Raw genomic sequence first — 6,684 nt, 5'->3', positions numbered from 1 at the left:
TTCTTCCTTCTTCCTTCTTCAATTAAATTATTGGAGTTTTTTATGGCTCGCTATAATGGTGTATTTACTGTGGCTGTAGATGTAGAAAATCTACTGTTAATTTTGACAGATATTCTAAATTATTGTGGTTTTGAAGTTGCCTATATCCAAGGCAGCTATTTAATGGCGAGTGAAGTTCATGGTCAAGTTATTTTCTCTCAACTTGTTACTTTAGATATAAATGTTGGCATAGTAACTAATACTGAAAAAATCAAAATAAATCTAGTGGCTAGAAATGAAGAAATTCCTTTAAAATCAAATAATCATTGCCGTCAAAAATTTGATTTGTTAAGTAAGTCGATAATAGAAAATTCTAATTGGGAATTTATAGAAAGTATTATTTAATATTAAGCATTCCGGTCTAACAAAGATGCTATTATCTAATGATAGTAATTATAAAAAATATCTATTACTCAGATGTCGAATTATCAACTAATCTGCCCTAGTTGTAGTAGTAATTATATAGAGATAAAAGCTATGAAATATGAATTTTGGGATGGCTATATCATTGAAGGAACAGAAGACTATGTAGGTTTATGGCAAATCATAGATGATTTTAGGGTAAATTTCCCACAAGCAAATCCCCAAGAAATAAAGTTGATGACTCTTGAAGCAACCCGAGAGATACTGGAGACTGGTTTCATGGAAATTGGAATGTTTGAGTATGTTGATGAAAAGAATTTGGAATATCAAATATGGAATCTAGATATTGAAAGTATAATTAATCGCATTGAAAGAGAATGGGATGAGCTAGGTCGAATACCTAGACTTGGTGAGATAGCTTGGCTAGTTACAACAAAAAAAGGAGAAAAGGAAACTGAAAGAATTTTAAAAAAGAGAAAAGAAATTGAGTTAGCTCTTTTTAAGTTTCTTGAAGAGATTTTAAATAGACCTCAAAAACAGTTGGAATTAGATGATAGGTTAGTTGATGATTTGAAAATAGACCCAGATGTACTTAGCTCTAAGTTTGCTTTGCGAATTGAAGAAGAATTAGGAGTAAAATTACCAGTGGAAGAATGGGCTAAAGTTTATATGATTAAAGACCTTCTGTTTTTATTGTATGAATACCATCACGATCGGAAATAAACTTTAGAAAAAACGTAATATTTTCAAGATTAATGTCAAGAACTAATCGCTGATATTGACTTATCATATTATGCCCGGTTGAATACTTATAAATAAATGATGGAGGAGTCAGGAGTCAGGAGGGAAGCAAGAAGAAGAAAAAAATAATAAAAAGGTGGAAAAGGAGGAAATTTTTTGACCGCTAATTATTCGGATATAATATCATTACCGAATAATTAAGGTTTAAAGCCTCTCCTTTTAAGGAGAAACAAGAAAAAATTTTCCTTTGATTCAATCCTCTTCCTTTGAGGGAGAGGTCATTATCAATTATCCATTATCAATTATCCATTATTGAAATATACAGGACTACCGATTAATTTATAGTACGGGAAAGGGAAAAGTTTTTCCCACTGTTTCCTCACGGAGTCGCATCACTTTTCCCTGCTATAAAATAAATTAGACATCTCCAGTTAACGAAGTCAGAAGTCAGAAGTTATTTTTGTAACAGGGATTTGAGCAAGGCTCCAAAAATATTGCGCCTTAAAAGGCGGGGTTGCGCGACCCATGTTATTTTGATAATAAAAAATAAATATCTATATCGCACAGAAATTATCAATTATTTACCAAAAAGTGAGGTCTAAAGCCTCCCCTTTTAAGGGGATGAAAAAATTTCAGTTCAGTATTTTCAAGCCTCCGGTTTTAGTCGGAGGTACTGATAACTGATAACTGATAACTGATAACTGAAATGACCCCTACTCTCTATGCGTGGAGGAGATGTCTATTGTTAATTCCTTTTTCAACGAAATGTACTACGCAGCAATAAAGAGTTTGTCACAACACTCACGGAACTAAATGCCATAAAAGCACCCGCTGCAGCAGGGTTGAGAATAATACCAAAAGTCGGTAACAACACTCCCGCAGCTACAGGAATGCCCACAATATTATAGGCAAAAGCCCAAAATAAGTTTTGACGAATTTTGTTGAAAGTAGTACGACTGAGTTTAATAGACTGCACCACATCCATCAATTTATCCTGCATCAACACAATATCAGCAGCTTCCACTGCCACATCTGTACCAGCTTGCATCCCAATACCCACATTTGCTTGAGCTAGAGCAGGAGCATCATTAATACCATCTCCCACCATTGCCACTTTTCCAGCATTTGACTGCAAAGAAGCGATCGCCTCTGCTTTTCCAGATGGTGCCACCTCTGCCAAAATATCCTTTAAATTTATATTTAACTGTTGGCCAATAGTTTCGGCAACAGAAGAGCGATCGCCTGTTAATAACATCACTCTTAAACCCATACTTTGTAAACGTTGTACTGTTGCCTGAGCATCATCCCGAAGCACATCACTAACTCCGATAACTCCAGCTAATATTCCATCTACAGCAATATAAACCGTGGTTTTGCCGTTTAAAGTAGGAATATTTTCACCATTGACAACAATTTCATGGCTTTTCAACCATTCCAAATTTCCCACTAAAACAGGTTTACCATCTACAACAGCAGATATTCCTAAACCAGCTTCAGTGTGAAAGTCTGTAGCTGTGAGTAATGAGATATCCTCTTGTTGAGCTTTCTGTAAAATTGCTTTTGCCAAGGGATGACTCGCACCACTTTCCACAGTCGCTGCAATTTGTAATAACCATTGCGGGTTATCGCCGACAATATCAGTAACGGTGGGATGGCCTGTGGTTAATGTTCCAGTTTTGTCAAAGACAATAGTATCTAATTCATGTACTTTTTCCAGTACATCCCCACCTTTAATTAATAAACCTCTTTCTGCACCGACACCCGAACCTACTAATATTGCGGTGGGTGTGGCTAAACCTAATGCACAAGGGCAAGCAATAACTAAGACAGCGATGGTTAATTTCAAACTTAATAATAGTGGGGAAGTGGAATGTGCCATCATCATTCCTTCATGGTTAGTTATCTGCAACACATTCGGCCAGATATTAGTACCTGCGAAATACCAAAATAGGAAGGTTGCTGAAGCTATAGTCATTACGCCGTAGGTAAAATAACCTGCTACGGTATCTGCTAAATTTTGAATAGGTGCTTTGCGGGTTTGAGCGGTTTCGACTAATTTAACTATTTGAGCTAATGTAGTTTCCGAACCTGTGTGAGTTGCCTGGATAACTATAGCGCCTGAGTTATTAATAGTTCCGGCAGTAACTTTAGCGCCACATTCTTTTATTACAGGTATAGACTCCCCAGTCAGCATCGACTCATCTATTGTTGTTTTGCCATTACATATTTCTCCATCCACAGGAATTTTTTCTCCAGGCAATACTTGCAGATATTCTCCTACTTTGACTCGTGAAGCTGGAATTTCTACAGACTCAGAATTATTCTCCCCGTTTGGCGGTGGGACTAAATGTGCGGTGGCAGGTTGGAGTGCTATTAATGACTGGAGGGTAGATGCTGCTCTATATCTTGCTTGTTGTTCGAGGGTTTTGCCCAGAAGGATGAAACCAAGGATCATTACTGGTTCGTCAAAAAAGCATTCCCAACCTAATTCGGGAAATAGTAGAGCAACAACACTAGCGATGTAGGCAGTCAGGGCACCGAGGCCAACTAAGGTGTTCATGTTGGGGGCGTTTCGCCAGAGACTTTGAACACCGTCGATGATAATTTCGCGCCCTGGTAGTAATAAAGCTAAGGTTGCTAATGTTGCATGAAACCAAATATTACTCAAAATGGGAATTTCTACGCCAATGAAGTGTCCCAAATGTCCGATACCTGAGAGAATAATGAGGAAGGCAGCGATCGCTATTCGTCTAATTTGTTGTTTAATTTCTTGGTTATGGCGCTCGGTTTGTTTTTTGGCTGCGTCTATTTCGGAGGTATCAATGCGTGGTTGAGTAGGGAAACCGTTATTTGTGAGTTTTTCGGCGAGACTGTTTGGATCGATCGCTCCTGTTTGGCATTGGACGGTTGCTACTTCCGTTGCTAGGTTGACTAGAGCGGAGATAACCCCTGTTTGTTGGGTTAGTTGGCGTTCGACTGCTTTGACACATCCGGCGCATTTCATCCCACTAACATCAAGGGTGATGGTTTCTGCTGGGGAGCGATCGATATTTGTTGTTTCTGGTTTGGAGGCAAGTTGCATAAATTTTTCTCTACTAATTAAACTATTGAAGAAGGAGTTATTTCAGTTATCAGTTATCAGTTATCAGTACCTCCTACTCAATAGGAGGCTTGAAATACTGAGTCAGGAGAATGGAGTTAGGGGAATGTAAGCATTCAGCCGTCAGCCATCAGCTATCAGCTATAGCAATCAGGAATAAGTTGTGAGAATTCAGATGTTCCTTAAAAGTATAGAATATAGCAATTATTATATTCATATGATACATTTTTTTCTTTTTCTCTGTTCCCTGTTCCCAGATCCGGTGTTCCCTAAAAGTTTTCAATATCTCACAACTCAAATCATATTGCTATATCAGCTATTGCTTTTAGTTTAGGATAAAAGCAATATTTAATTGTTTTACTACAAAAGTTTCCTCCCTTGCCCTTAAAGTCTTTTTTTAATTTAAACACTGTCCTATACGGAGAGAGTATTATTGCGCTTGAGCTGACAGCTAATAGCTGTTTGCGCAGCATTCCGTAGGAAATGCTTACAGGGGAATTATAGAGAAGATAGTAGAAAGAATCATCCCTTGATTTTTCGGCCCAATTCTTGGCCAAAATCCTAAATTTTTGAACCATTAGCACCTAAATCCTCGCATTTTTTGATACTTAAAAAGACATTTACCTTTATCTATAAAGACTTTTAGATTTAATCAGTAAGCCCTAATTTAAGATGGGATAAATAACAGAAAATGGATTTAAACTTGAGTAACCTAGTATTCAAATTTTTAATGTTAAATAACTTCCGTAAATTACTGTAACATCAAAGTTTTGAACTGATAAAATCTTACTTTTAACTTTTGACTTTTAATTAAGGATGAGATTTACCTGTTCAAAAAAGATTCATCCCTTGATTCAGCAACGCCCAAACTTTAAAGTTTTGAGCGGATAAAATCTTACTTTTGACTTTTGACTTTTGACTTTTGACTTTTGATTTTATAAATTTTGACTTTTAACTTCCAAATATTTGTTCTGCGGTTAAATTGAGTTCTGGAAAAGTCGGGGAACTCACCGCATCTTGACCTCTAAATAAATTAATCGCATATTCACTTTCAACTAAATTACAAACCGAAATAGTTGGTTGTTTGGGTTCTCCAATATAGCGCCTACCTCCTAACCCTAAATAATCAACTATCCAATACTCGCCTATCCCTAATTTTTCATATTCTCCAAGCTTCTTTAAATAATCATCTTGCCAATTTGTACTAACTACTTCTATGGCTAATTTAACACTTTTACCTTGAGTAATAGTCGATCGCTTATTCCACATTGGCTCATTTTCCATAGCATTATCATCTAATACCATTACATCAGGAATATAAGCCGATTTATCCGAATCTATTGCTTTAATTAGTCCTTGTCGAGGGATAAAAAAAGGCAAGTTCAGACGCTCAATATTAACTGATAATTTTGAAGCTAGAAAACCAGCTACTTTTTCGTGAGTTCCAGTAGGTTGCATTTCAACAATCTCTCCATTATGTAGTTCAAATCGACCATAACCATCAGGATACCAGTCCCAAAACTCGTCTAAAGTCATTAACTTAATATCCGGTTTTTCTGCTGAAATAAGCATCTTAAATCATCCTAATAATTTTAGTTATAAATCTATTTGGTCGTCAGGAAAAATTCACGGAGGAAAAGCAGCAAGAAAGTTAGATTATTTCTGTGGCTTTAATTCGCTTTTTCAAGTTATTTCCCAACAACTATAATAGTAAGCATCCAGCCATCAGCTACTAACTATCAGCTATTAATTTTGGAGAAGATAAAAGCAACCTTTGAAATTTAAAATAAAAAGTTACTGCAAAAATCCCTGGACAAAACCTTGAATAATTACTAATTGCTGTTAACGCAGTTCCTTCGGAGAAGGCTAGCTAACTGCTAATAGCTGTTTGCGCAGCATTCCGCAGGAAATGCTTACCTCTAATATAGGAAAAAAACTAGCGATCGCTCCATAGTTAACTTAATTTTTTAACATTTTCTTCTAGCAACTTTTATTAATTAATTCTACCCCAATAAGATTTCACCTAGAACTTGCTGAATAATTAAGGTTTAAAGCCTCTCCTTAACGCGTCAATTTTCTTCTTTTCAAAGAGAGGTAATTGTTAATTATTAAGTATCCGTTCAATAAATGGGGGCAGACTATCAGTTTATATCAAATCCGGTAGCATCGGTGTAATAAGATAGTGAATCAGAATCCAGAATCCAGAATTCAGAATTTCCTACGGAATGCTCCGCAAACAGAAGGGAAAATAACTCAGAATTCTTTCCGCTCTGGATGAAGATGGAATATTTTTTTATACCGAATTAAACGGATTCGATATTAAGAACGATTTTACGCCATTTGAGGCTTGCAGTTTACCGATTTACCCCGGATTATTGAGCGGTTACATTAGAGTTGTTGGGAAATAAGATAGAATAAGTTAAGAAAAAATTGGCGACCTT

4 protein-coding genes are annotated in these 6,684 nt (G+C 36.4%); 2 read left to right on the top strand and 2 right to left on the bottom strand.

All coding sequences use genetic code 11. From position 1 onward, the window contains the following. Together AC3DU7_RS20900 and AC3DU7_RS20895 are read left to right on the top strand one after the other, a co-directional pair. A partial coding sequence (locus AC3DU7_RS20900) for a hypothetical protein (RefSeq protein ID WP_488041228.1) occupies positions 1-384 on the top strand: 384 nt, incomplete at its 5' end. Positions 385-516: 132 nt separating this feature from the next. After that, positions 517-1,125: an acyl carrier protein gene (locus AC3DU7_RS20895; RefSeq protein ID WP_488041227.1), complete on the top strand. Its 609-nt coding sequence runs from the start codon at positions 517-519 to the stop codon at positions 1,123-1,125. 775 nt (positions 1,126-1,900) lie between these two features. On the opposite strand, the gene AC3DU7_RS20890 is transcribed toward AC3DU7_RS20895, so the two are convergent. Beyond that, positions 1,901-4,225, bottom strand: coding sequence for a heavy metal translocating P-type ATPase (locus AC3DU7_RS20890; RefSeq protein WP_488041226.1), 2,325 nt, complete (start codon positions 4,223-4,225; stop codon positions 1,901-1,903). A 969-nt stretch (positions 4,226-5,194) separates the two neighbouring features. Next, positions 5,195-5,815 (bottom strand): Uma2 family endonuclease, encoded by a 621-nt coding sequence (locus tag AC3DU7_RS20885; protein ID WP_488041225.1) that lies wholly within the window; start codon positions 5,813-5,815, stop codon positions 5,195-5,197. Positions 5,816-6,684: the final 869 nt, after the last annotated feature.

The organism is Okeania sp., assembly GCF_983059655.1.
This window is presented reverse-complemented; position numbering and strand designations above follow the sequence as displayed.

Bases quoted from the DNA above. Each gene is read 5' to 3' on its own strand.
- AC3DU7_RS20895 (WP_488041227.1), top strand. From the start codon at position 517: ATGAAATATGAATTTTGGGATGGCTATATCATTGAAGGAACAGAAGAC.
- AC3DU7_RS20885 (WP_488041225.1), bottom strand. From the start codon at position 5,815: ATGCTTATTTCAGCAGAAAAACCGGATATTAAGTTAATGACTTTAGAC.
- AC3DU7_RS20890 (WP_488041226.1), bottom strand. From the start codon at position 4,225: ATGCAACTTGCCTCCAAACCAGAAACAACAAATATCGATCGCTCCCCA.